Below are 25,173 nucleotides of genomic sequence, written 5' to 3' on the forward strand. Positions count from 1 at the left end.
ATGGTGAGACGAGTCGAGGCCACCCCCGCCGCGCTCGAACTCATCGAACGTCTCAAATCGAAACACGGTCCCCTCCTCTTTCATCAGTCAGGAGGATGTTGTGACGGGAGTTCTCCCATGTGCTTCCCACGTGACGAGTTCATGGTGGGCGACCACGACGTTCTTCTCGGTGAAATCGGCGAGACGCCCTTCTATATCCATGAGAAACAGTATGATTATTGGAAACATACACAACTAATCATCGATGTGGTCGATGGTCGGGGTGGTATGTTTTCACTCGAAGGTGTCGAAGGGAAACGATTTTTAGGACGTTCTCGAGTCTTTACAAAAGAAGAGCGTGAGGCGCTGAAGCATGAAACCTAAGCAAAAGGACCCATTTCGATGGGTCCTTTATGATGTAGAAAACGATTATCCTCGATTGTAAAAAATATACATATGAATCATCTCGCTTCTTGTATAGTGGATACAAAGGGAGGGATTTGATGGCTTCACTACTAACAGAATTGTTCGAAGGTATTTTCGTCACCTTGATCAGCATATTCGCACCCATATTTCTCGTCCTCACACTCATCATCATCTATAAGGTCAAACGTTATCAAAACAGTCAATATTCTCAACAAACTCGACATTCTTACTTCAAAGTGGTTCAAGACACCGGTCTATTCGGAGAGTATCTATGTGTGGCGGAGATTGAGTCAAAGTTCTTTCAACCGTTGATTTTGACAAACCTGTATCTCCCCCATCCTTCTAAAAAAGATCGAACCACTGAGATCGATGTCATTCTGATCAACCAATCCGGGGTACATGTCATCGAATCTAAAAACTATAGCGGTTGGATATTCGGTCGGGCACGTGACCGATACTGGACACAGACACTCCCCCGCCGTAAAAAGCATCGTTTCTTCAATCCGATCAAACAAAATGAATTACATCCCAAAGCCATCGAGCAAGTGCTTGGAGTGGACCGAACCCATCTCCACTCATGGATTGTATTCAGCAATCGTTCGACGCTCAAACAAATCGAATCTGCCGAGGTCCCTGTGCTCAATCGCCAACAGTGGATCAAAGAGCTGATCACCTACCAAGATTTTATTTTCGATCTCGATGAGCAAGTCCGCCTGTACGAAATCTTACACTCCTTCACACAAGTCGACACGACTGTCACCTTGAAACATATCGAAGACATCAAATCGACAATCAAGCAGTAAACAAACATCCCCGTACTCAGATGAGCGCGGGGATGTTTCGTCATTTACTCTGCATTTTAAAGCGTAAATACAATTCGTTATAGTAAGCGTTCATGCGCTTCCCTAGGTTTTCATACACTTCAAGGTCCTGTGTCACTTCACGAGACGGGTAGAATCGTTCATCCGATGTGACTTCTTCATCCAAGAATTCGAGAGCCGCTTCGTTCGGTGTTGAGTATCCGACATAATCCGTGTTACGTGCCGCAATCTCAGCATCTAACATAAAGTCGATGAACTGATGTGCCCCGTCCACGTTTTTTGCCGTACTTGGGATGACGAGGTTATCAAACCAGAGATTCGTGCCTTCTTCCGGAATGACATACGTCAGTTCTTCGTTCTCATACATGATTTCTGACGCATCCCCGGACCAGACGACGGCTGCCGCTGCTTCACGGTTCGCCATCAGCATTTTGATTTCGTCTCCGACAATCGCTTTGATGTTCGGCCAAAGCGTCGTTAACTTTTCTTCCGCCTCAATCAACTCATCTTTATTCGTCGTGTTGAGGGAGTACCCAAGCGAGTTCAGGCCGAAGCCCATCACTTCACGTGTCCCGTCCGCAAGGAGAATGTCGTTCTCGAGCGGCATTTCCCAAAGATCGTTCCATGATGTGATCTCACCATCGACTAGTTCAGGATTGTAGACGATCCCGACCGTACCCCAGAAATAAGGGACCGAGTACTTGTTACCCGGGTCGAACGATTTATCGAGGAAACGCGGATCGATGTTATCAAAGTTTTCGAGTTTATCGTAATCGATCGGAAGAAGGAGGTTCTCCTCTCTCATCTTACTGATCGCATAATCGGATGGAACGGCGACATCAAAGGCCGTACCGCCTTGCTCAATTTTCGTAAGCATCGCTTCGTTCGAGTCGAACGTTTGATAAACGACCTTCAACCCGCTCTGCTCTTCGAACTCACCGATCAAGTCCTCATCGATATAATCTCCCCAGTTGTAGACGACCAGTGTGTTGTCGCCGCCGAATCCTTGCGCAGCATTCAGTTGCTGAATCCAAAGAAGGAGACCAAAGCTGACAATCAATGGCACAGCCAACATGATGACTAGTTTTTTCATCGTCTAACCTCCTTTGACCCTCGTTGCGCCAACACATAATATCCGATGACAAGTATGAGCGTGAAGAGGAACAGAATCGCAGACAACGCATTGATTTCAAGCGAGATACCTTGACGTGCCCGCGAATAGACTTCTACGGCGAGGGTCGTGAAGCCGTTCCCTGTCACGAAGAATGTGACAGCAAAGTCATCTAACGAATAGGTGAGTGCCGTGAAGAAACCGGCAAATACCCCTGGCGTGATATATGGCAGAATGACTTTCGTCAATACGTCCCACGTGCTGGCACCTAGGTCACGTGACGCATCAATCAACGTCGGACTCATCTCTTGAAGTTTTGGCAACACCAAGATGACGACAATCGGAACCGAGAAGGCGATGTGCGACAAGAGAACCGAATAAAAGCCTAACTGAATCCCTAGCATCGTGAAGAGGATCAAGAAGGAGGCCCCGATGATGACGTCCGGGCTCACGATCAAGACGTTGTTCAATGATAAGAGGGACGTCTTCGTATACTTTTGTTTCGCCGTATAGATGGCGAGTGCCCCGATGACACCGAGCACGGTCGAAATCGTCGCCGAGAGCAGCGCGATGACAATCGTATTCAAGACGATGACGAGAAGTCTCGTGTCCGTGAAGAGCGACTTGTACCATTCGAGGGTGAACCCTTCGAAGTTACTCATCGTTCCGCCACTGTTGAACGAGTAGAAGACCAAATATAGAATTGGCGCATACAAGATGAAGAACACGGCCGCCAAGTATAGATTTGATAATTTGAATCGTTTACGTTTCATCGACGAACCGCTCCTTTCGCACCCCAGTCACGTGTGACGACCATGACAAGAACCATCGCCAAGATGAGGAAGACGGCAATCGTCGAGCCCATCCCCCAGTTTTGCGTGACAAGGAATTGTTGTTCAATCGCTGTACCGAGTGTGATGACTCGGTTCCCGGCGATGAGTCGGGTGATCATGAAGAGCGATAATGCCGGAATAAAGACGATTTGAATCCCCGATTTGACACCGTCAAGCGTCAACGGGAAGATGACACGTCGGAATGTCGTCCAGTTCGATGCACCTAAATCACGGGATGCGTAGACGAGTGATGGCGGTAACTTCTCAATGGCGTTGTAAATCGGCAAAATCATGAACGGGATGAAGATGTATACAGAAACAAAGACGAAACTGAAATCGGTGAATAGAATCTGTTTCGTCCCAATACCGATGGCTTCTAAAAATTGATTCGTAATCCCGTACGTTCCAAAAATACCAAGGAACGCATACGCCTTTAACAACAAGTTAATCCATGACGGCAGCAAGATGAGCAAGAGCCAAAGCTGTTTATGCTTCGTCTTCGTCAACAAGTATGCCGTCGGATACCCGACGAGTAACGAGAAGAACGTAATGAGAAACGCATACCAGAACGACGAGAGCGTCATCGACAAATACGTCGACGTGAAGAACGTCTGATAGTTTTCTAAACTCAAATTCCCATCGATATCAAAAAAGGAATAATAGACGACGAGGACGAGTGGTGCGATGACGAACAAGGCGATCCAAATCCAATAGGTCGTCAAATATACCGTCTTTGCGGTCTGATTAGTTTGATTCATGAGGGACCTCCTCGTAGGATTCGAGACGACGGTCAAATTCTTCTTCTGTTTCACCTAGTCGCATGACGTGAATCGCTTCTTCGTCAAACGTCAATCCGATTTTTGATCCGACGATTGATTTCTTCGTCGAGTGGACGAGCCATTCGTTTCCTTCTTGGTCATAACAGCAAATCTCGTAGTGGACACCTCGGAACAATTGAGAATCGACGTCGACAACGAGTTTCGCTGCATCGACCGATGTCATCTCTAAGTCTTCCGGACGAATGATGACCTCAACTTTTTCATTGCGGTCAAATCCTTGGTCGACACAGTCAAACGTTTTACCAGCAAACGTGACGACATTGTCTTCCGGCATGACACCCGGCACGATATTGGATTCACCGATAAAGTCTGCGACGAAACGGTTGATCGGTTCATCATAAATATCAGTCGGTGTCCCACTCTGAACAATTTTCCCGTTGTTCATGACGAAAATCTCATCCGACATGGCGAGCGCCTCTTCTTGGTCGTGTGTGACAAAAATGAAGGTGATGCCAAGACGTTGCTGTAACTCACGAAGTTCATATTGCATCTCCGTACGAAGTTTCAAGTCTAAGGCAGAGAGCGGTTCATCGAGGAGAATGACCTCCGGCTCATTTACGATTGCGCGGGCGATGGCGACACGTTGGCGCTGTCCACCTGACATCTCATCGATTTCGCGCGAGCCGTATCCTTCTAAGTTAACAAACTTGAGAGCCTGCTCCACTTTCGCTTTCACATCTGCTTCTTTCAATTTTTTAATGCGGAGACCGAATGCGACATTCTCAAATACGTTTAAATGAGGAAACAGCGCATAATCTTGGAACACGGTGTTCACTTGTCGTTTGTTGGCCGGCACATCGTTGATCCGCTTCCCGCTGAAGTGAATATCTCCTTCGGTCGCATCGGTAAATCCAGCGATGAGACGCAAAATCGTCGTCTTCCCACATCCCGATGGACCGAGAAGCGTATAAAACTTCCCACGCTCAATCTCAAAACTGATATCTTCAAGGACGACTGTATCGTCGTAACGCTTTGACACGTGGTCAAAACGAATAATTGTCTCTGCATTCATGCTGTTTCCTCCTCTGTTGACTTATAAATATGAATGGGTCGCGACGATGAGACATTCGCTCTCCCCGTCGTTGTCGTTGACGAGTTGATGCGAATCCGAGGCGACATAATAAAGGGTTTCCCCTGTCTTGGCAAAATATGTGTGGTTCCCTAATTTCAAGGCGATTTTGCCGGACAAGACGTATACGAGCGTCTCCGAACGCGAAGGCTCATATTGTTTGAACTCTCCATGTTTGAAAAATGTGACAAGGATGGGCTCCATCTCTTTTTCATTCGATTCCGGGATGAGCCATTCTGTCCGATATTTGCGTTCTTCATCCGTATAGATGGTGCGATCGTCAACGGTGTACACCACTTTTTGATTCAACTCTTCATCAAAAAACTCTTTCGGGGAACTCCCGAGGACATTCAATAAATCGAATAACGTTTCTAGTGAGGGAGAGCTTAAATCCCGCTCGATTTGAGAAATATAGCCTTTACTCAAATCGGTACGTTCCGCCAGCTCCTCTTGGGTCAATCCTTTTTTGATCCGGAGCCGCTTAATGTTTTGACCTACTTCCAACGACTGAACGCCTCCTTCGTGTTTAGTGAAACATGAGTTCAACTAAAGAAAGTTTATCTATACTATACTTTAAAACAAACTATTAGCGACCTTCATTATAACGAATTGTTGACGAATTGCAATAAAAAAAGTCACGCCCTAAGGACGTGACTCAGTGTAAATTCCGTTCAGACATCAAATGCTTGAACTTTTCGTTTTTCGTTTGGAACAAATGGAGCTGTGCCCCATATGCATCGATCTGTTGAATGACGTATTGGAATGCCTTTGCTTCTCCCGGATATGGTTCGCCCGCCTTGGCAAGTGAGGTCTCAAAATCTTCCCATAACACCTCAACCCACGTCACCGCTTCTGAATCGTTCAAGACGTCATTTTTCTCTTTTAGAACGATTGCAAGCCGTTCATATTGTTCGTTCCGGTTCATCGCTTCACCTCCGACAATTCTGAGAGCGGGATGGCCCGTTCTGTCATCTCGCCTTCAAACGTCCCCCAGCCCATGACGCCGTTGACGAATTTCAAGCGAAACGGACGGTCATTGTAATTGACGACATATGTTTCACCTGGACGAAACGATGATGGGTCAATCAAATAGCTTTCGGCAATCGCAATCCGTCGAAGGACGACTTCAATTTCGCTGACCATGCCCATCTGTTCAGCCTTTCGTTTCCGTTCATGTAATACTTGAATCTCTTGCTCTAACTCATATTTCGATAAGTCACTTAACCGCTTTTCCATATCGTTCACCTCGATGTAAGCGTATCAGATTTTACGAAAAAAGAAAAAGACGAGACTGAGTACGTGACTCAGTTCGCCTTGAAGTTGTAAAGTGGCTTGATGATTTGATCGATTTGAACGGCCGGTTCGATATAACGAACAATTTCTTTCATCGACTTATACACAAATGGTGATTCATCGATTGTCGATGGGCGAACTGATGTCGACCAGACACCTTCCATCGAACGTTTGAATTCTTTGAAATCGACGCGTTTCCGCGCGGCCGACCGAGACATGATCCGACCTGCGCCGTGTGGACCCGAGAAGTTCCAGTCTGGATTCCCTTTCCCCGTACAGATGAGCGAACCGTCTCGCATGTTCATCGGAATGATGACTCGCTCTCCTTCTTGAGCGGAGATGGCCCCTTTTCGCAGGATCATCGCATCATGATCGATATAGTTATGGACGGTGTCGAATTGATCGACGATGTTCCAATTCATCGCTTCGACAATCACATCCGTCATCGCACGACGGTTCGCCGCCGCATATTGTTGAGCGATGCGCACGTCATGCATGTAATCGTCCATATCCGTCCCCTCCACATAAGCCAGGTCTCGAAATGGTTTACGTGACGCCCGCTCTGTTTCCAGATAAGCCGAGATTTCGTGTTGTCGACCTAAGGCTTTCAAACGCTCAATTTCTTCTTTTACATCATGTGTTTCCATCATGTGTTGAATCGCTCGCTCCTGATAGTGATCGGCAATCTGCACCCCAAGATGGCGCGAACCGGAATGAATGACGAGAAACGTACGTCCCGAGTCATCTCGGTTCACTTCAATAAAGTGGTTCCCCGAGCCGAGCGACCCGACCGAGCGCAAGGCTCGGTCGAGTTTATACGGCGCTCGCACCTCTTCTAGTGGAAGTTCAGATGCGTATGGGTGAACCTTCTCCCGAATGTTCATTCCACTCGGTACGAGTTCACGAATGAGGTCATCGAGTCGTTGAAAATCGATTCGCTTGGCTTTGATTTCCGTACAAAGCATCCCACACCCTAAATCGACACCGACCAGGTTTGGCACGACTTTGTCTTGAATCGTCATCGTCGTTCCAACGACCGACCCTTTCCCCGCATGCATGTCCGGCATGATCCGAATCGATGCCCCTTGTGTGAACGGTTGGTCGAGCAATGTTTCAATTTGATTCCGCGTCATATCATCGATTCGTTCGTTGAACACTTTGGCGCGGTTATATTTCCCCTTGATTTCCATGTGACCTCCTTAACTGATCGCTTGTTGTTTACTCTGTAATTCATGCATTCGGGCATAGACACCGCCATACTCGATGAGTGACTGGTGGTTGCCTCGCTCAATGATTCGACCGTGGTCGAGAACGAGAATCTGGTCCGCTTCCCGAATCGTTGAAAGTCGGTGCGCGATGACAAATGTCGTCCGACCGTACGTGAGTGTTTTGAGCGCATCCTGAATCAATGCCTCCGTCTCCGAGTCGACGCTCGCTGTCGCTTCATCGAGGACGAGGATGGCCGGGTCAAAGACGAGGGCGCGTGCGAAACTGATCAACTGTCGTTCTCCACTCGAGAGTGAAGCTCCACGCTCAATCACCGGTTCATCGATGCCTTGCGGTAGCTGCTTCACGAAACGGTCTGCCCCGACGGCTGTGAGTGCTTTCCATACCTGTTCGTCCGTAATCGTCTCATCGCCAAGCGTGACGTTCGTGCGAATCGTTCCAGTGAATAGGAACGGGTCTTGTAAGACGATCCCGAGATGGTCTCGTACCGCCTGCGTCGGTAGTTTTGTCACGTCCATGCCATCGATTCGGAGGACTCCGGCGGATGGGTCATAGAAACGCATGAGCAAGTTCATGATTGAGCTCTTCCCGCTTCCCGTATGTCCAACGAGTGCGACCGTTTCACCAGGAGCGGCGTGTAGTTCAATCTGTTGCAACACCGGTTTCCCTGCTTCATAACTGAACGTGACATCATCAAAGACGACATCCCCTTTAAAGCGTGGAAGACGTTCCGATGAGACCGGTTCCCCTTTTTCGTCGAGCAGTTGGAACATCCGGTCGGCCGAGACGAGCGCTTGTTGGAGTGGTGACAATTGGTTCATGATTTGTGTCACTGGCTCAAAGATCCGCGAGACATAGTCGATATACGCGTACAGAATCCCAAGTGTCAGGACACTTCCCGTACCGAGCGTTTGAGCCCCGACAAACCAGATGAGTAAGGCGAGCGCCATGTTTCGGAAGAAGTTGACGAGGTTGTGGCTCATCAACGCATCCAATTTCAACAGTTTCCGTCTCGTTTGGAAGTTGTCGCTGTTCTTCTCATTGAACTCGTCATAAACGAGATTTTCGCGGACGTATGATTGAATGATTGGCATCGTTTGAATGCTCTCATTCAACTGCGCGTTCATATCCGCGACGAGTGCGCGGACACGGAAGTTATTTTTTGTCGAGAAACGTTGGAACAACTTAATCCAGACGATGACGACCGGGATGATAATGAGCGAGACGAGCCCTAGACGCACGTCTAGGAAGAACATCGCAATGAGTACCCCGATCATCATGACGACACTTTGGAAGACGCGAGCGAGCACTCCTAAATACAGGTCGCGTATCGTCTCTGTGTCATTCGTGACACGACTGACAATCTTCCCGATTGGTGTCTGGTCAAAATAGCGTACCGGAATCGTTTGAAGATGCTTCATCACGTCAAGACGCATCGTTTTGACGATTTTATGCGCCGATCGTTGTAGGAGCATCTGTTGTCCCCAGTTCAATCCGGCCGCAAATAGTAACAGGACGACGTACAATCCCGATAAGAGAAGGACAGCTCGTAAATCCGTCTGATAGAACTGGAACACGTCGGTCGACGAGAGCGAGACAATATTGTCATATGTCGCCGTTTCGTCCCCTCTTGAAATCGTCAGCACGTCGCCATCGACTTCACGGACGCCTCCGCTCATAATCGCCTCAGGTACGAGATAGTACCCATCGGTCGTTTGTACGATCGAGACCGGCTGAATCACCTCTTGGCCATCTAGTCTCGTTTCTTTCTCATACGAATCTCCATTAAAGGAAACACTACCGCCGGATTCGACTTGAACCCAGTCACGTTCGATGGCGACGATATGCTCATCGATAATGATTTTGGCGATATACGGCCCGGCAAGTTCTGCACCGACCGCTAAAAAGAGTAATGTCAGTCCGAGGAAGATGGAGCGCTTCACTTGATTGGCATAACCAACGAGTGAGCGGATCGTTTTCTTCCGGCGGACCGGATCTAATTCATATTGATCGATCATGAGAGATTCCCCCTTTCCCGGATTACTCCGTCTCTCCTTGTCGAATAAATTGTTCATAGTACCAACCGTGTCGTTCCATCAGTTGGTCGTGGGTGCCGCGCTCGGTAACTCGTCCATCTTGAAGGACGAGAATTTGGTCAGCATGTGCCACCGCAGAAAGACGGTGCGCCACGATAAAGGTCGTCTTCGCCTCACGGCTCGTGCGGACCGAATCGATTATGCGTGATTCCGTCTTCGCATCGACTGCTGAGAGCGAATCGTCAAGAAGCAGAATCTCAGGATTTTTCAGTAAGGCGCGTGCAATCGACAATCGTTGCTTTTGTCCACCTGACAGCATGACCCCTTGCTCCCCTACGACGGTATCGAGACCGTTCTCCAAGTGTTCGATGTCCGTATCGAACGCCGCGAGATGAATGGCTCTGTCGAGTGCTTCATCCGAAACATCATCCACTCCGAAACGAATGTTATCACGCACCGTTTTTGAGAATAGAAGATGCTCTTGTGACACATAGCCGCTCCAACCACGGACCGTTTCAAGTTTAATGTCCGAGATCGGCACCCCGTTCACGAGAAGGGAATCGTCAATCGGATACTCCCGGAGCAATTGACGTAACAACGTCGTCTTCCCAGCTCCAGTAGGTCCGACAATTCCAATCGTCTCACCACGCGAGACGTGCAGTACGATGTCCTCTAACGACTCCCGATTCGCGTTTGGATAACGGAATGAGAGCGATTTGAAGGTGATCTTCTCCGGTACATCGATGTGAACCGTTCCGGTTGACGAAACGTCCGGTACCTCATTCATCGTCGTCTCAATCCGTTCCAAGCTCGCCGTTCCTCGTTGGACGACGTTGATGAGTTCCCCGAAGGCATACATCGGCCAAATCAACATCCCTAAATAAATGTTGAAGGAAACGAGTTGACCGAGCGTGATGTCGTTCGTAAAGACGAGATACGTCCCGAACGAGAGTCCGATCAAATAACTGAGTCCGACGAGTAATTTGATGACCGGCTCAAACAAGACGTCGATTTTAGCGACATGCATGTTTTTCGCCATCACGTCATCCGTGATGTCATCAAATTTTTTCGTATCCGCCTCTTCTTGAACGAAGGAACGAACGACCCGAAGACCGGAGATGGATTCAACGACTTGGTCGTTCATCACGCCGAACGAATCTTGGGCTGCCGTGAACCGTGTATGAATTTGACTCCCAAGTTTATTCATCGACCAGGCGAGAATCGGCATCGGCAAGAGTGCTGCGAGCGTCAACTTCCAATCGATAAACACGCCCATAATCGTCAAGGCGATGAGCGTCATGTTGAACGAGTCGACTAATGTCATGACCCCAAATCCCGCTGTACGCTCCACCGCTTTTAAGTCATTCGTCGCAAGTGCCATCAAGTCACCCGTACGATGTTGTTGATAGAAGCGCGGTGTTTGTTTGAGAAGGTGACCAAAGAAGCGACCTCTCAATTTCTTTTCAAGTAAAAAGGCTGTCCCGAAGAGTCGGGCAATCCACAAGTATGACATCACGTACGATAACACCATGATGCCGAGTAGCGACGATACAATCAGAATCAATCGCTCTGTCGTCAAACTTCCTTCACGAATCGCATCGATTGCCTGACCGATAATCCAAGGTGGCAGCATATCTACAACCCCTGTGATGATCAATAAGATAATCGCAATCACGTACGTTCGTTTCTGTCTTTTAATAAACCAATCCAATTGCTTAATCAGTTTCATGACTGATTTCCCCCTTCCGCCCAATCCATCCGAACACGCAAAAAAGCGCACTCCACCTGATTGTGCAACCAATCAAATGAAGCGCGCTTGAAGTAGTCTTCAGTCTTTTGCATGGTCAGGGAAAGGACACTACCCCTATCCAGCTGCCAATGTCACGCAGTTAAATATGAGTAGCCATATGATGTTTTGAGTGTGTTTGTGAGTGCAATGTTGTTCATCGTTCTGGCTCCTCTCGTTTCATAGTTTTAAAATCTACTCAAACCTTAGCAGACTGTTCTGAAAATTGTCAACATTATTCTGTAAAAAAATTGTAACTTGATTTAGTTTAAGAAAAACATGCCTAAAATGAGACCAATGACCCCTGTGGCCGTCACGTAATAAATCATCGGCATGAGCGTGTAACGGATGATGGTCCCTTCCTTGCCGAGTAATCCAGCAACCGATGCGACCGCTACGACGTTCAGCACACAGATCATGTTCCCTGCGTTCGCCCCTGCCATCTGCATCGATAAAGCGAGCGTTTCATTGAGTCCAACCGACTCCGCAACGTTTGTCGTTAAACTTGAAAACATCATGTTCGAGAAGGTCGCCGACCCTGACACGAAGGCGCCGAGCGCCCCAATCCACGGTGCGACAAGCGGCCAAACCCCGCCGAACGTGTCAGCAGCTGCCGTCGCGAGTTCGACCGGCATCGAAGCGAGTCCGGCACCCCCATTTTCAGAATGGATGAATATGCGGACCATCGGAACCGACGCCGCTAACGTGATGGCCGTTCCGACGACTCCAAGTGTCGTCGCCTTAAACACCGATGTCACTTGAGACCAACTCATGTTGTGTAAGAAGAATGTCGCAATAATCGTCAGGATGAACATGAAACCTGGTGAATAGAACGGTTCCCAAGACGTCGAAACTCCTTCTACCCCGAGGATGTTCGGGAGATTGATCCGGACACTGCGAGAGAGTTCGTTTAAAAATGGTACGGTACGGGTGAGAACTAAGAAAATCGTCAAAATGAGATAAGGTGCCCACGCCTTCCACTGTGGTAATTCACGCGTGGTTGATTTGAGCGTCACTTTCTCAGTAGATGGTTCTAATTCATCCACATATCCATCAAACGTCCAGACGCGTTTCGGCATGAGAATGCCTTTACGAGCCATAGTAACGAGGATGACGAGACCGGTTAAACCACCGAGCATGCCACCGAACTCAAACCCGAGGATGAGTGTCCAAATGTACGCCGGTACGCTGTACAACAGCGCCGCCACAATCGCGATCGGAAATACCTCGAGTGCAGGTTTTATCGACTTTTCCTTGCTGAAGAAACGCGTCAACATCAAAATTAAAATGAACGGGATGAATAGTCCGACTACCATATCGATCAACACCGTCTGTAAGACGACCTCTGTCAAGAAGGCAATCGACTCAGGCTGGTTCACATCTAAAGATAGACCGTTCCCGATCCCGATAAGTGCCGGTGTCCCGACCGCACCAAATGTCACAGCCGACACGTCTGCGGATAATGCAATGACAACGGCGGCAATCGGCGGAAATCCGAGTGCGATCAAGAGCGGTGCCGCAACCGTTGCAGGCGTCCCGAATCCAGATGCGCCTTCAATAAATGAAACGAATAACCATCCGACAATCAAAACTTGAATACGCGGGTCAGGTGTGATGTTGACGAATCCGGAGCGAATCGCGTTCATCCCGCCCCCTTCTTTCATCGTATTCATCATTCCGATCGCCCCGTAGACAATCCATACTGTCGTGACGGCGATGACGAGTCCTTGTAATGTCGCCGCCATAATTCGTGTCGCATCCAATTGCCAGACGAAAAACGCTAAAATTGCCGTCGTCACGAGTGACAAGGGCATGGCTACCGATGCAGGTAAACGCATAATGACCAATAAGATGAGCACGGCCACAATCGGTGTCAGTGCTGTAATCCATTCTAAAATCGTCAATATAGACCCACCTTTTCGTGTTTTCCCCTACCGTAAACAGACGTCCCATCACGATTCTTCTTCAGCGAGTCGATCTAACGTACGTTCAATCACATCATACGGAAATCCTTTGCGTCGAAGCTGCATCTTCATACGCTGTTTGCGCTCGAACGCATCGTACCCGCTGAACTTCCGACTCAACTTCTCAGCCTGTTTCAGACATGCCGCAACCTCGACATCTTCGTCCTCTTCTTCCCAAAAAGTTTGAATCGCCTCTGAAATAATATCAAAGGTAAACCCCCTTTGCATCAGGGTTTGTTGAATTCTTTGTTGCACTTCTGTGGCAGAACGACGATTCGTTTCCAGTTGTTTCCTTTTCACGAACTTTCCGGCCTTCTCGACGAGATCTTCGTGTGAGATTGATTCTAATACGGATTCAACAACGTCCGTTGGGATTCGGAGCTGTTCGAGCTCGCGTTTGATTTTGATCGGCCCACTTGGACTCGTGTTGAATTTCGTCTGGACATACGCTTTCGCGAACTCCTCATCGTTCAAATAGCGCTGCTCGATCAGTCGTGTGATGGCATGTTTGATAGCGGATTCACTTAACTCTTTCTTCACGAGATAGTCCCGTACCTCTGAGATGGCACGCATTCGATACGATAAATAATTGATGGCTAACTTATAGGCTTTCTGAATTTCTTCCGCCTCAAGGACGTCGTGCACAAAATCGTCTTCGAGCTCCATCCCTTTTGTGAGCCCATACTTGATGAACACATCGACATCGATAGCGAACGCGAACTCCTCTTTCCCTTCCCGTTCGATGAAGACGTTCAGTCGGTCTTGGTTCTTCTTCTGGGTCGTGAACTTTGCAATTTTCACAACGACTCCCCTCCATTCCATGTTTCTAACATATCACGTTCAAGAAACGTAGAGGATTTTTGATAAGTTAGAAGAAAGGGTATTCATCTGGATATACTGACTTATACCCATTTTAGAAACAACACATGATATCGGAGGGAATTTCATGAAAATCGCAATCACCGGTGGAACCGGGCTCATCGGTCAACCACTCGTTCGTGCACTGGCCGACGCCGGACATCAAGTCGTCGTGTTGACACGTCATCCACGTCCCCGCCATCGCGGTGTGTCGTTTATCGAATGGTTGACACCGAATAGTAAACCAGAAGAGGAACTCGAGGGAACAGATGCGTTCATCCATTTGGCCGGCGCCTCAATCAACGACGGACGATGGACCCACAAACAGAAACAAGCCATCCTTCAAAGTCGAATCGAAGGGACGAAGGAAGTCGTCCGGATCATTCAACAGTTGAAACAAAAGCCACAGGTCGTCATTAGCGGCTCGGCCATCGGCATATACGGTGAAGATCGTTCCATTACGTATTCCGAAGAAACCCCATTACCGACACGGACTAATTTCCTCGGGAATGTCTGCGTCCTCTGGGAACAGGAAGCAGAACCCATTCGTGATTTAGGCGTTCGTCTTGTGACGATGCGCACCGGCGTCGTCTTATCGAATGATGGCGGTGCCTTCCCATTAATGAAACTCCCCTATCAATTCGGGGTCGGTGGTAAAATTGGTTCAGGAGAGCAATGGGTTCCTTGGATTCATTTAGACGACCTCGTCCGCTTGTTCGTGCACGTCATCGAGACCGATTCTATCGAAGGACCGGTCAACGGTACTGCACCTACACCGGTGACGATGAACGAGTTCGGGAAGACGATTGCGAACGTGATGCATCGTCCTCACTGGATCCCGGCACCTGCCCCAATGATGGAACTCGTCCTCGGTGAAAAGAGCGTCATCGTCCTAGAAGGAGCGAAAGTCGTTCCGACGAAGGCACTTCAACACGGTTTCGAGTTCCGCTATGAAACATTGGAACCGGCTCTAACACAACTACTACAAGATGCTTAAGGAGAATGAATTGTGAGTCACTTACTAATCCGAAATGCCCATATTTACCCAATCACTGCCCCCCATTTTTACGGAGACCTCCGTGTTCGGGACGGGAAAATCGTCGAAATGTCCGATTTGCTTGAACCGACTGACGGGGAGCATGTCATTGAAGCCGAAGGAAACTTTTTATTCCCCGGCTTCATCGATGCTCACACCCACCTCGGATTATATGACGAAGGAACCGGCTCTGTCGGGAACGACGCCAATGAAACGGTCGAAGCGATGACGCCTCATGCTCGTGCGATTGACGGGGTATACCCGCTTGACGAAGGATTTCAAGAAGCGCTGATGGCAGGCGTAACCGCCGTTCAGGTCATGCCAGGAAGTATGAACGTCATCGGTGGTGTGACCAGTGTCATCAAAACACACGGTCGCTATATTGACGACATGATCGTCCGTCGTTATGCCGGATTGAAGATGGCGCTCGGCGAAAACCCGAAACGGATTCATAGTATGGGGAAAACCGGTGATTTGACGCGGATGGGGATTATGGGGTTGCTTCGTGAAGCGTTCCGTACCGTCGGGTCGACCAAAACGATCGGAACGTTCGGCAGCCAGATGATTCAACTTGCCCTCGACCGAGAGATGCCGATTCGTGTGCATGCCCACCGCGCCGATGACATTTTATCTGTCGTTCGCTTTGCCCAAGAGTTCGATCTCGACTATCGCATCGAGCATTGTACAGAAGGTCATCTCGTCGTTGAAAAATTACAAGAACTCGGTGTGAAACATGTCACCGTCGGACCGACGTTTACTCGAAAATCTAAAATCGAGCTTCAGAACAAGACGTGGGAGACGTATCGCATTCTCCATGAGCACGGCATGATCGTCTCCATCACGACCGACCATCCGTACACACCGGTCCAATATTTGAACTTGTGCGCCGGACTTGCAGCACGTGAAGGACTGCCTGTCGACATCGCGTTACGCGGAATCACCATCAATCCGGCTGAATCACTAGGTGTCGCCGACCGAATCGGCTCTCTCGAAGTCGGAAAAGATGCCGATTTGGTGCTTTGGAGTCACTTCCCGCTCGACTACTTATCGAAGCCGATTATGACCATTGTGAACGGTGAAGTCGTGTACAAAACGGACCGTGCTGCAACCCATCATGAGGTCGAGTAATTTTCATTATTTTTCATAAGGGTTTTTACGCATAATTTACTTGCTTTTTTAAAAATACTATATAAAATTATCTTGTAACTTCATAAAGCAGCCAAGGCGGTTCGAACAGCGAAGCCAGAAGTATGCTTTCGTTACGACTATTCTTCAGCGGTCTGAAATAGGAGGAGGAATGTAAAGGTGCTCAAATTTCGTGAGCTCACCGACTGCGCGGAGTTGTTCGAACTGATGCAACACCCAGATGTCTTTCCGTATGTCCGTCAAAAGACGGTCCATTTTGACGAGTTTTTATTTAGCACGAAGCAAATCATCGAGCTAGAAGAGCAAGGAAATATCATCTCACGTACCATCACGAACGAGTATGGCACCCCGATTGGGACGATCAGCTTGTTCGATGTCGAATCCGGCTATGGATTCCTCGGCACGTGGCTTGGCAAGCCGTATCACGGCAAAGGTTATAATCAAGTGGCGAAAGAGGCGTTCTTCTCAGAACTGTTCTTCGAGCTTGATATTGAGAGCGTATTTTTAAAAATCCGTAAATCGAATGAACGATCGATTGCGGCAGCAAAGAAGCTCCCGTACGCGTTTTGCGCGAACGAGATCCGCTCTGAACTGCTCGCGGAGATCAACCAAGGTGACGTGGAGTATGTTTTATACGAGGTATCCAAGTCGAGCTTCCAATTGTACTTGCATGCCCTGCACGTCCCGGAATACGAAGTGCCATACGAGGCACAACTCGAAGCATGAGCCAATTCTGTCAAAGAATTGGCTTTTTTGTGGCGTTTTTGTGTGGATTTGATGGAGGGAACTTGTCGGAGCCGAATAAATCTGTTCTAATTCGAAGAGATAGGTATGATAGAAGTATGAGGGATTTATCACAACTCCCGTTAACCGTTTTGCAAAGGAGAATGGCATATGTCAGAATCAATGTTTCGTATCCTCGTGACCGACGACGAAGAACAAATGCGCGATTTACTTGTATCAAATTTAGAAAAAGAAGGGTATGAGACGGTCACCGCCTCAAACGGCCTTGAAGCGATTGAACGCTTGAAAGAAGAGACGTTCCATCTCGTCTTACTTGATGTGATGATGCCGGAACTCGACGGATTGACGGCTTGCATGCGCATCCGTGAGTTCTCAAACGTACCCATCATCCTGTTGACGGCACGCTCAGAAGAGCTCGACCGTATTCATGGCCTCAAAATCGGGGCAGACGATTACATCACGAAACCGTTTAGCCCACGCGAATTACTCGCACGAATCGAAGCGACGCTCCGTCGCACGCACAGCTTCTCAAAAGAACAAGAAGCGACGTTTGATGTCGGGGTCCTCTCAATCGATATCGAAGGACGTACCGTCAGTGTGAAAGGGAAGACCGTCAACTTGACACGAAAAGAGTTTGATTTGCTCTACCTATTCATCACGAACGACGAAAAAGTATTCTCTCGTGAACAATTGCTCGATCAAATTTGGGAGACCGAGTATCATGGTAACCTTCGCACGGTGGATACTCACATTAAGACGCTTCGCCTGAAACTCGGCGAGGCGGGCGGTTATATTCAGACAGTCTGGGGAATTGGCTACAAATTCGAGGCAAACGGATGAAACGATACACGATCAGGAAGCGGATTTGGATTACCATCTGGACAGCCAGCCTCTTCTCAGCGTTCGTGTTTCTCATCATGACGTTTTATCTGTACGACAAGTTCTATATTCAAACGCAAGAAGAACTGCTCATCAATCGCGGTGAGAAACTTGTCACCATCTATAAGGCCGACGGTTTCTCGGACGCGTTCGCCGATAGTATGACGTACACGAACGAATTGACCGAAACGAAAGTGTTCCTCTCCTCCGTTCGAGAGGACACACTCGGCTCCGGTAAAACTTTTTTAAGGCAGCAAGACCTCGAACGGTTGCAGGACGGTTATGCCATCTCGGTGACCCGGAAACATCCGACCGAGGACGTCGACATTTTGATGACCGCATTTCCTCTCATCCGCGACGATGAACTCGACAATGCACTCATTTTGTATATGGAGCTCAGTAAAATCAGTGAACCGTTCCAACCGATTCGGCTCATGATCACGTTTTTACTCGTCCTCATGATCGTGAACTTGCTCCTATTCGGTAAACAGATCATCGACACGATCATCCAACCACTCATTCAGATGAAGCGTGCCTCTCAAGTCTATGCGCAAGGTGATTTCTCCCACCGCATCCCGATCGTCTACGACGATGAAATCGGTGAACTCGCAGACACGCTCAACTCGATGGCGGAATCGCTCGGACTTGTTGAAGAGCAGCGTAAAGAGTTTCTAGCTAACGTCAGTCACGAACTTCGCACGCCACTCTCCTACATCCGCGGTTATACCGAGATGCTTCAAGATGAAACGTTGGACGAAAAAACGAGGGCGCAATATTACGACATCATCGAGAACGAGACGAACCGGCTTCAGCGCCTTGTCACGGACTTACTCGATCTCGCCCAGCTAGAGCGGGACTCATACCCGATGACGAAAGAACCGGTCGTTTACTCGCAAGTGCTTGAAGACGTTCTCTATCGTCTTGAACCGATTGCCCGGGCAAAAGGCGTGACAATCGAATCGGATTTAGACTTCGACTTGATCATCCTCGGTGACCATGACCGACTCGAACAAGTCATCGGCAATCTTCTCGACAACGCGCTCCGATATACGGACGCTGGCAAGACGATTCATGTGAAAACGTTCGCCGAAACCGAATATGCAATTACGGAAATACGTGACGAAGGTCGAGGCATCCCGAAAGAAGATTTAGACAAATTGACGGAACGCTTCTATCGTGTCAATAAATCACGGACACGAAAAGATGGCGGAACCGGCCTCGGTTTGGCCATTGCGAAGCACATTATCGAGCGTCATGAAGGGTCTCTTCATTTCAGCTCTGAAGTCGGACAAGGAACGACTGTCACTGTCGGTCTGCCGCTTCTACCTGACGATGAATTTGATATGTAAATAGGCAGCCGCGATGGCTGCCTTTTCTTTTCATATGTCTTTCCCTTTATATTGTTCGGTTGACTCTTGCTCGAGTCGTTCACGTTCGGCATGCGTCTGCGGAAAACCGTTCGCCTGCCATTCGGCACGGTGACTCGAATCGAGTTGCGTGAGCCCTTGCTCCGCCTCATCCTGATCCGCATCGACACTTTCCCGCTCATCCATCTTCTGCCACGTATCTTCTTCCTCACGTTGCGAAAGCAGCGCCGCCACTTTTGGTGCAACGAGCGCCGCACCGGCAACACCTAAGACAATCCCCATCAACACTTTCCGATCCATCCTAACCCCTCCTTCACTATGCACTCTTCATTCCACCATTTTATAATCTCAAAACCATTATCGAAAACGTTTACAACATTTCTACGAGTGGAATGGCTAATGGAAGGAGGCGATTGAATGGAAAAGAAACGACCTACCTCGAAACGTCCGTTTGATAATCCAGACGCGGTAGACACGGATAAAGAGAGTATTTTTGACGAGGACGGCATGCAAACCGTCGACCCGATTCCTGTCGAGGAATTGAACGAACGAGTGAAGGATGAAAAGAATAAACGTCACTCGAAAGATGAGTCAGTGAGTGAAAAGAAATATAAAGACAAATAAACAAGCTGCGGACGTTTGTCCGCAGCTTGTTATGTTAAATCCTTCGGTGAAAATCCGTAAGGCAACATCTCTTCTTTCGTCATCACTTTCGTATCACCGTTCAAGTTTGCAAGAATCAACGTGAAGTCTTCACCAGCGAATTCAGCGATCACTTGGCGGCACGCACCGCATGGTGAAATCGGGCCTTCTGTGTCACCGACGACGACGACCGTTTCAATCGCGTCACTACCTTCTGACACGGCTTTAAAAATGGCTGTGCGTTCGGCACACATCGATAGTCCGTACGAGGCGTTCTCCACGTTACACCCGGTAATTTCATTTCCTGATGTATCGATGACGACAGCTCCTACTTTAAACTTTGAATACGGTGTATAGGCGCGTTTGCGCGCTTCGATGGCTTTATGGACGAGTTCTTGTACGCGTTCTTGTGAGATCATAGGATGTTCCTCCACTTCTATATTTGAAAAGAAGTCTGACATCTGAACTATATCGTGAAAACGCTTACGTGACAAGCCTTTTCACGGTCTCGTCAATATTTTTTCTTTTTCTTTTTCTCGAATACGACGACCGACTCGACATGAGATGTCTGTGGGAACATATCATACGGCTGTACGTAATTCACTTTGTATCCCGCTTTCATCAACTGGTCGGCGTCACGTGCGAGCGTCTGCGGGTTACATGACACGTAAACGATTCGCTTCGTTTTAGAAGAGATGATGGAATTGATCAATTGATGGTCCATCCCTGTGCGTGGCGGGTCGACTACGATGACGTCTGGGATCCATCCATCTTTTACCCAACGTGGAATCCAATGCTCGGCACGCCCTTCGACGTATGTGACATGGTTATAGCCATTTTCACGCATATGGTCATTGGCATCTTCGACCGCTTCCGGCACGACTTCCATTCCACGGATTTCTTTCGCATATGGGGCTAACCAAAGTCCGATCGACCCTACTCCTGCATACGCATCGATCACACGTTCTTCACCTGTCAATCCTGCGGCCTCGACCACTTCACGGTACATTTTTTCTGTCTGTGCCGGATTCAACTGGAAGAATGCGCGTGGTGATAAGTGATAATGAACGTCGTCTAATTGTTCATCCATTTTCTCCTGACCGGCGATGTGAACTGTCCGATAACCGAAAATAACACCCGAACGGTTTGCATTGATGTTGATATGGAACGACACAACATTCGGCAATTCCATGATGCGGTCGCTCAATTCATCTAAATCAGGGACATCTTCATGTCCGACGACCAAAACGACTTGAACATCGTTCGTGTTATAACCCGAACGGACGACGATGGTGCGCGCGTACCCCGTGTCACGGCGTGCATCGTAGACGGGAATATCAAGTTCGTTTAAAATACGGACAATCGCATTGTTGATGTTCGTCGTATCCCGTTGTTGGACCATACAGTGCTCGATCGGCACGAGATGGTTCGAGTTCGGTTTGTAGAGACCCGATACGATCTCACCGCGACGCGTGCCGAGTGGGAATTGTGACTTGTTCCGGTAATACCATGGATCTTCCATTCCGATTGTTGGACGGATATCCGATTTGTCCACGTTTAGTTTCGTCTTTTGACGGAAGGCGTTTCGAACGATTTCTTCCTTATATTCCATCTGCAGACTTGAACTCATATGTTGGATTTGGCAGCCCCCGCACTCATCGTAAATCGGACAAGGTGCTTTGACGCGGTCTTTCGAGTCGTTATCTCGTTTGACGACACGCGCTTCCGCATAGTTTTTTTCCACACGCGTGATTTCGACTTTGGCTCGTTCTCCCGGCAATAAGTTCGGAATGAAGATGACCATGCGATTAAGTGTCGCAATGCCTTCTCCATTAATGCCAAGTCGCTCGACCGTGACATCTTTAAAATCTCCTGTAATTAATTTCAATCTGATTCATCCTTTCGAGACGATTGTTCTAGGTCTTTGGCGTAACGCACTACTTTAGCGCGCAACGAATCAATGTCGGCTAACAGGCGATGTAAATCTTCAGGTGTCGTATGCTCGTCTAGCGTATTGACCGATAGACAGAGTAATTCCGTTCTCGATTTTAGGACGTTCATCTTTCCGGCAGTATCTGTTCGTGATTTACCCATCTTGTAATCGCTCCTTTGGTTCGTGACAAAGAGTTGCTATTATAGCATACTATTTCGTGTAACTTGATGAAAAGGTGGAATCCACATGCAAAACATCTCCCCAACTTTCGACCCTTGGGAAGCCTATCTCGACCAAGTCGAACACGGTCGACTCGTCTTATCCAACGTCGAAGTAACCACAACGAAGCTGTGTAACATGCGCTGCGAACATTGTGCGGTCGGTTATATGCTCGACCAAACGGAAGAACCAGAAGTTCCGCTCGACCTGTTGATTCAACGACTGGATGAGATCGAACATTTGCGTGCCTTCTCCATCACAGGCGGTGAACCGATGCTGTCCATGAAATCGGTCCGCAACTATGTCGTTCCATTGTTACGTTATGCGAAAGAACGTGGGGCCCGTACGCAAATCAACTCGAATTTGACGCTACCGTTATCTCGCTATCATCTTATTACCCCTTACTTGGACGTTTTGCACATTTCGCATAACTGGGGCACCGATGACGATTTCCTTGAAGGCGGATTCGCGATGATGGACCGGAAACCGAGTGAAGAGGCCCGATTGAAAATGCTCCAGACGATGAAAGACAACGCACGTGCTCTCACATCTGAAGGAATCATTGTATCCGCGGAGACGATGATCAACAAGCGGACGATTCCTCATTTGAAAGAAATCCATGAAGAAATTGTCTCACTTGGTTGCCAAAGACATGAGGTTCACCCAATGTACCCCGCAGACTTCGCTAGCGCCCTCGAATCAGCATCGCTCGCTGATACGCGACAAGCCATCCATGACTTACTCGATGCCTGTGACGAGAACGTATGGATGTTGTTCGGGACGTTACCATTCTATGCATGTTCTGACCTACCTGAAGACCGTGCTCTGTTGAAGCGACTTCATGAAACAAAAAACGTGACCGTTCGAAACGACCCAGATGGACGTTCTCGTCTCAATACGAATATCTTTGACGGACAGATCATCGTGACCGATTTCGGTGATGAACTCGGTTCACTCGGCACCGTCTATGACACACCATTCCAAGAGGCGTATGATAAGTGGACGAACAGCCAATTGAACGCTACACTCTCTTGTCACTGCCCTGCCGTGAAGTGTCTCGGGCCGAACGCACTCGTTAAACAAGCCTATTATCCGACGGTCGATTTCCAATCTCGTAAAGCTACATCGTTTTAAATATTTTGATTCGGGAAATATTCTGTATATTAAATGAATCGAGGTGCGTGTAGATGACTGCGATTTATATCCTCATGATTACCGTGATGGCCATCATTATTTTTGGCGGAGTACTGAGCATCTTATTGACAGCCGCATTCGTTTCAGACAAAGTAGAGCATGATGAAATGTTTAGTCAAGGCAGTTGGGATGATGAATTGCTGCATTTGAATCACTCTCCACAACCGATTGACGACACGAAAAGCTGAGACCCTTCTCGGCTTTTTACTTTGACTTCATGAGGTGAACCTATGCTCCGTTTTCGTTTTATGATTTTACTATTGATTGTCTTTATTTCCGGTTTGATTCAAGGTGCGCTCATCCCACTCTTATCCACGTTGATTGAACGGGATGGGGCCCCGGCCTGGGTGAACGGACTGAACGCGACGATGCTTTACGTCGGTGTGATCGTCTCTGCGCCTCTCCTGGAGCGATTCGTCCGTAAATATGGATTCCGACCGACCATCGTCCTCGGTATCGTATTGACGGCTGTCGCGACCTTCGCTTTACCGATTTGGCCGTCCTTACTCGTTTGGGCGATGATGCGCTTCTTCATCGGATTCGGCGACTCGGCTCTACACTACGGGTCACAAGTATGGGTGACCTCAGCAAGTGAAAAGAGCAGTCTCGGTCGAGCGATGGCGTATTATGGAATGTCTTTCAGTCTCGGTTTTGCCATCGGTCCATTGATCGCACCACTCGTCGACCTATGGTTTTGGTTACCGTTCCTCATCATCGTCTTCTTCTGTCTCGCTTCGTTGATGCTCGTCTTTAAAGTCGAGAACGAGTTTCCGGAGGTCGAAAAAGTGAAGACCGACTCGAAAGGACGAATTCGACTGATTCTTGTCGGTGCGGGATACACGCTTCTCCCTGCCTTTACATATGGGTTTCTCGAAGCGAGCTTAAATGCCAACTTTCCCATTTTTACGTCTCGGAATGGGATGAGTTTGACGGAAACGAGCACACTCATCACGACGTTCATCGTCATGTCGATTGTCGTTCAGCTTCCTCTTGGTCGCCTCGCAGACTTGTACGGTAAGAAGCGGATCTTACAAATCGTGCTGACGTTTGGTACCCTCGTATTCACTTTGGCGAATCTTGTTGTCGATTCCTATGTCGGTCTACTCTTCCTATTCGCACTTGCCGGCGCCGGGCTAGGATCGACTTATTCACTCGGTTTGGCGCATATGACAGAGGTGCTTCCCCGTTCGTTACTGCCGACGGGAAACATGCTCTACAGTATTTCATTCAGCATCGGCTCGATCTCAGGTCCGATGATCGGTGCCTTCTGGTTGTCTTTACCGAAAGAGGTCTATTTCTTTATGTATGCCGTCATTCTCGGTATTCTAGCGCTACGACTCTTCACGTCAACCGCTAAACCAATCGACTTATAAACAGAGGCAGATGGTTCCCATGAACCACCTGCCTCTGTTTTATTCCACTACTCGTTCCATTTCATCATCGTTTAACTGCAAAGCTCGGATGAACACTTCGTCTAGCGCGAATGGTTCAGTGTCTAGCGAAGCGAGTACATCGGATTTTAGCGTCACTTCTACGACACGGTCATCGAACTGCCATCTCGTCTGAATATCATCACCTTGTCTTGTGGCGCGGGTCGCCACTAGACCGTGACGTTCTTTTAAACTTTGACTCACGCACTTCATCACGTACTTGACGTACTCATCTTTCGGCTGACGTGAGATGAGAATGTTTCGAACGATTCGATTTCTAGTCATTGTTTCTTCCTCCTCCCTTTGAATGATTGCGCACGCAAGTCTTTACAAACGAAGAC

The 25,173-nt window shown here is 48.4% G+C and carries 28 protein-coding genes; 11 read left to right on the forward strand and 17 right to left on the reverse strand.

Annotated elements, in window-relative coordinates; all coding sequences use genetic code 11:
• Entirely contained in the window at nt 1–363 is a 363-nt protein-coding gene (locus KNO72_RS11090) for a DUF779 domain-containing protein (protein ID WP_214685609.1), read from the forward strand.
• Nucleotides 364–482: 119 nt separating this feature from the next.
• The gene (locus KNO72_RS11095) at nt 483–1,208 is read left to right on the forward strand and encodes a nuclease-related domain-containing protein (protein WP_214758177.1); all 726 of its coding nucleotides are present in this window, start codon (nt 483–485) and stop codon (nt 1,206–1,208) included.
• A 40-nt stretch (nt 1,209–1,248) separates the two neighbouring features.
• Here KNO72_RS11095 and KNO72_RS11100 read toward each other — a convergent pair whose 3' ends face one another.
• The 12 genes from KNO72_RS11100 to recX form a co-directional block, all read right to left on the reverse strand.
• Nucleotides 1,249–2,319 (reverse strand): ABC transporter substrate-binding protein, encoded by a 1,071-nt coding sequence (locus KNO72_RS11100; RefSeq protein WP_214689244.1) that lies wholly within the window; start codon nt 2,317–2,319, stop codon nt 1,249–1,251.
• The gene (locus KNO72_RS11105) at nt 2,316–3,110 is read right to left on the reverse strand and encodes an ABC transporter permease (protein ID WP_047795862.1); all 795 of its coding nucleotides are present in this window, start codon (nt 3,108–3,110) and stop codon (nt 2,316–2,318) included. Before KNO72_RS11105 ends, KNO72_RS11100 begins: the two co-directional genes overlap by 4 nt.
• Nucleotides 3,107–3,928 (reverse strand): ABC transporter permease, encoded by an 822-nt coding sequence (locus KNO72_RS11110; RefSeq protein ID WP_015880886.1) that lies wholly within the window; start codon nt 3,926–3,928, stop codon nt 3,107–3,109. Before KNO72_RS11110 ends, KNO72_RS11105 begins: the two co-directional genes overlap by 4 nt.
• On the reverse strand, nt 3,915–5,021 hold the full coding sequence (locus tag KNO72_RS11115) for an ABC transporter ATP-binding protein (protein WP_047795864.1): 1,107 nt from the start codon (nt 5,019–5,021) through the stop codon (nt 3,915–3,917). The genes KNO72_RS11110 and KNO72_RS11115 overlap by 14 nt, the downstream gene beginning before the upstream one ends.
• A 21-nt stretch (nt 5,022–5,042) precedes the next feature.
• Entirely contained in the window at nt 5,043–5,582 is a 540-nt protein-coding gene (locus KNO72_RS11120) for a helix-turn-helix domain-containing protein (RefSeq protein ID WP_015880884.1), read from the reverse strand.
• A gap of 151 nt (nt 5,583–5,733) precedes the next feature.
• Nucleotides 5,734–6,003 (reverse strand): YfhJ family protein, encoded by a 270-nt coding sequence (locus KNO72_RS11125; protein ID WP_214689241.1) that lies wholly within the window; start codon nt 6,001–6,003, stop codon nt 5,734–5,736.
• Entirely contained in the window at nt 6,000–6,314 is a 315-nt protein-coding gene (locus KNO72_RS11130; protein WP_214685603.1) for a YfhH family protein, read from the reverse strand. Before KNO72_RS11130 ends, KNO72_RS11125 begins: the two co-directional genes overlap by 4 nt.
• Before the next feature lie 68 nt (nt 6,315–6,382).
• Nucleotides 6,383–7,561 (reverse strand): RtcB family protein, encoded by a 1,179-nt coding sequence (locus tag KNO72_RS11135; protein ID WP_078146384.1) that lies wholly within the window; start codon nt 7,559–7,561, stop codon nt 6,383–6,385.
• A 9-nt stretch (nt 7,562–7,570) separates the two neighbouring features.
• The gene (locus KNO72_RS11140; protein ID WP_214758179.1) at nt 7,571–9,616 is read right to left on the reverse strand and encodes an ABC transporter ATP-binding protein; all 2,046 of its coding nucleotides are present in this window, start codon (nt 9,614–9,616) and stop codon (nt 7,571–7,573) included.
• A 22-nt stretch (nt 9,617–9,638) separates the two neighbouring features.
• Nucleotides 9,639–11,363: an ABC transporter ATP-binding protein gene (locus KNO72_RS11145; protein ID WP_078146382.1), complete on the reverse strand. Its 1,725-nt coding sequence runs from the start codon at nt 11,361–11,363 to the stop codon at nt 9,639–9,641.
• A 320-nt stretch (nt 11,364–11,683) separates the two neighbouring features.
• The gene (locus tag KNO72_RS11150) at nt 11,684–13,324 is read right to left on the reverse strand and encodes an L-lactate permease (protein ID WP_214685597.1); all 1,641 of its coding nucleotides are present in this window, start codon (nt 13,322–13,324) and stop codon (nt 11,684–11,686) included.
• A gap of 48 nt (nt 13,325–13,372) precedes the next feature.
• Nucleotides 13,373–14,185 (reverse strand): recombination regulator RecX, encoded by an 813-nt coding sequence (recX, locus tag KNO72_RS11155; protein WP_214685595.1) that lies wholly within the window; start codon nt 14,183–14,185, stop codon nt 13,373–13,375.
• Between the two features lie 145 nt (nt 14,186–14,330).
• On the opposite strand from recX, the gene KNO72_RS11160 reads away from it, so the two are divergent.
• From KNO72_RS11160 to KNO72_RS11180, 5 genes are all read left to right on the forward strand, one after another.
• Nucleotides 14,331–15,239 (forward strand): TIGR01777 family oxidoreductase, encoded by a 909-nt coding sequence (locus KNO72_RS11160; RefSeq protein WP_078146379.1) that lies wholly within the window; start codon nt 14,331–14,333, stop codon nt 15,237–15,239.
• Nucleotides 15,240–15,251: 12 nt separating this feature from the next.
• A complete protein-coding gene (locus tag KNO72_RS11165; protein ID WP_078146378.1) occupies nt 15,252–16,406 on the forward strand; it encodes an amidohydrolase in 1,155 nt (384 codons plus the stop codon).
• Between the two features lie 177 nt (nt 16,407–16,583).
• On the forward strand, nt 16,584–17,150 hold the full coding sequence (locus KNO72_RS11170; protein WP_078146377.1) for a GNAT family N-acetyltransferase: 567 nt from the start codon (nt 16,584–16,586) through the stop codon (nt 17,148–17,150).
• A 168-nt stretch (nt 17,151–17,318) separates the two neighbouring features.
• Nucleotides 17,319–18,008: a response regulator transcription factor gene (locus KNO72_RS11175; RefSeq protein ID WP_214758181.1), complete on the forward strand. Its 690-nt coding sequence runs from the start codon at nt 17,319–17,321 to the stop codon at nt 18,006–18,008.
• Nucleotides 18,005–19,396, forward strand: a complete 1,392-nt coding sequence (locus KNO72_RS11180; protein ID WP_015880872.1) for a sensor histidine kinase — start codon at nt 18,005–18,007, stop codon at nt 19,394–19,396. The genes KNO72_RS11175 and KNO72_RS11180 overlap by 4 nt, the downstream gene beginning before the upstream one ends.
• Before the next feature lie 30 nt (nt 19,397–19,426).
• Here KNO72_RS11180 and KNO72_RS11185 read toward each other — a convergent pair whose 3' ends face one another.
• On the reverse strand, nt 19,427–19,714 hold the full coding sequence (locus KNO72_RS11185; RefSeq protein ID WP_015880871.1) for a hypothetical protein: 288 nt from the start codon (nt 19,712–19,714) through the stop codon (nt 19,427–19,429).
• 117 nt (nt 19,715–19,831) lie between these two features.
• Here KNO72_RS11185 and KNO72_RS11190 point away from each other — a divergent pair, with 117 nt between their 5' ends.
• Nucleotides 19,832–20,038, forward strand: a complete 207-nt coding sequence (locus KNO72_RS11190) for a hypothetical protein (protein WP_078146374.1) — start codon at nt 19,832–19,834, stop codon at nt 20,036–20,038.
• A 29-nt stretch (nt 20,039–20,067) separates the two neighbouring features.
• Here the strand turns inward: KNO72_RS11190 and KNO72_RS11195 are convergent, their stop codons facing one another.
• The 3 genes from KNO72_RS11195 to KNO72_RS11205 form a co-directional block, all read right to left on the reverse strand.
• A complete protein-coding gene (locus KNO72_RS11195; RefSeq protein WP_078146373.1) occupies nt 20,068–20,475 on the reverse strand; it encodes a cytidine deaminase in 408 nt (135 codons plus the stop codon).
• A 92-nt stretch (nt 20,476–20,567) separates the two neighbouring features.
• Nucleotides 20,568–21,944: a 23S rRNA (uracil(1939)-C(5))-methyltransferase RlmD gene (gene rlmD, locus KNO72_RS11200; RefSeq protein ID WP_214685592.1), complete on the reverse strand. Its 1,377-nt coding sequence runs from the start codon at nt 21,942–21,944 to the stop codon at nt 20,568–20,570.
• Nucleotides 21,941–22,150 (reverse strand): hypothetical protein, encoded by a 210-nt coding sequence (locus KNO72_RS11205; RefSeq protein WP_015880867.1) that lies wholly within the window; start codon nt 22,148–22,150, stop codon nt 21,941–21,943. Before KNO72_RS11205 ends, rlmD begins: the two co-directional genes overlap by 4 nt.
• An 85-nt stretch (nt 22,151–22,235) precedes the next feature.
• Between KNO72_RS11205 and yfkAB the strand changes: the two genes are divergently transcribed.
• From yfkAB to KNO72_RS11220, 3 genes are read left to right on the forward strand one after another with little or no spacing between them, the layout of a single operon-like run.
• Nucleotides 22,236–23,342 carry a radical SAM/CxCxxxxC motif protein YfkAB gene (yfkAB, locus tag KNO72_RS11210; protein WP_214758183.1) on the forward strand — a complete coding sequence of 369 codons (1,107 nt, stop codon included), beginning with the start codon at nt 22,236–22,238 and terminating at the stop codon, nt 23,340–23,342.
• Between the two features lie 53 nt (nt 23,343–23,395).
• Nucleotides 23,396–23,590: a hypothetical protein gene (locus KNO72_RS11215; RefSeq protein ID WP_015880865.1), complete on the forward strand. Its 195-nt coding sequence runs from the start codon at nt 23,396–23,398 to the stop codon at nt 23,588–23,590.
• 42 nt (nt 23,591–23,632) lie between these two features.
• Nucleotides 23,633–24,775: an MFS transporter gene (locus KNO72_RS11220; RefSeq protein WP_078146369.1), complete on the forward strand. Its 1,143-nt coding sequence runs from the start codon at nt 23,633–23,635 to the stop codon at nt 24,773–24,775.
• 39 nt (nt 24,776–24,814) lie between these two features.
• On the opposite strand, the gene KNO72_RS11225 is transcribed toward KNO72_RS11220, so the two are convergent.
• Complete coding sequence (locus KNO72_RS11225) at nt 24,815–25,117, reverse strand: hypothetical protein (protein ID WP_214685590.1); 303 nt, start codon at nt 25,115–25,117, stop codon at nt 24,815–24,817.
• Nucleotides 25,118–25,173 lie beyond the last annotated feature (56 nt).

The organism is Exiguobacterium sp. s123, from assembly GCF_018617075.1.
GTDB classification, from domain to species: Bacteria; Bacillota; Bacilli; order Exiguobacteriales; family Exiguobacteriaceae; genus Exiguobacterium; species Exiguobacterium profundum.